Annotated in this window: 1 protein-coding gene; it reads right to left on the bottom strand. The window is 40.7% G+C overall.

Annotated features, from left to right (window positions below; all coding sequences use genetic code 11):
* Positions 1-565: hypothetical protein (locus ABRS97_RS28250; RefSeq protein ID WP_367859153.1), on the bottom strand; the 565-nt coding region annotated here is incomplete at both ends.

Here is a 565-nt window from a genome sequence, read left to right on the forward strand (position 1 = left end):
CCACAATCGACTGTAAGTGTCGTATTGGAAGCTTTGTTTCCCTGTGCCTGCGCCTATAGTTTGGACGAATTCCTTTAAACCTAGCGGGTTCCATTGGGTAACAGTGGTAACCCCTGTTTGGTCTATTGTAGTAATTTTGTTGTTGGCATCATCGTACGTTAACTGAACGTTGCTCTTATCCATAAACGTAGCTGTCTTGACTCGATCAAGGAGATCATACTCATACTGCGTGAAGTTATTATTTCCATCCGTGAACTTCGTCAATCTTCCCGTTGTTGTGTCATACTCCATTTTCTGAACAATGTTAGACAGACTTCTATCCACATCAGTCACTTGCTGGGACTGTTGGGTTAAAAATGCGCCTTTATTGGGTGGGTTTACATCATATGTCCGCACTACAGACATCGTACTTTGATTGTCAGTAGCTGTCACCTTGATCTGGTTGCCGTACGAATCGTATTCATAATTGATTTTTAAGGCAGCATTACCACTGGGATTATCATTATCCTTTACGGTTAGTTCCTTGACATTACCTTTTTCATATCTAGAATAATTCGTATATTGA

Source organism: Paenibacillus tabacirhizosphaerae (assembly GCF_040812395.1).
GTDB lineage: Bacteria > Bacillota > Bacilli > Paenibacillales > NBRC-103111 > Paenibacillus_E.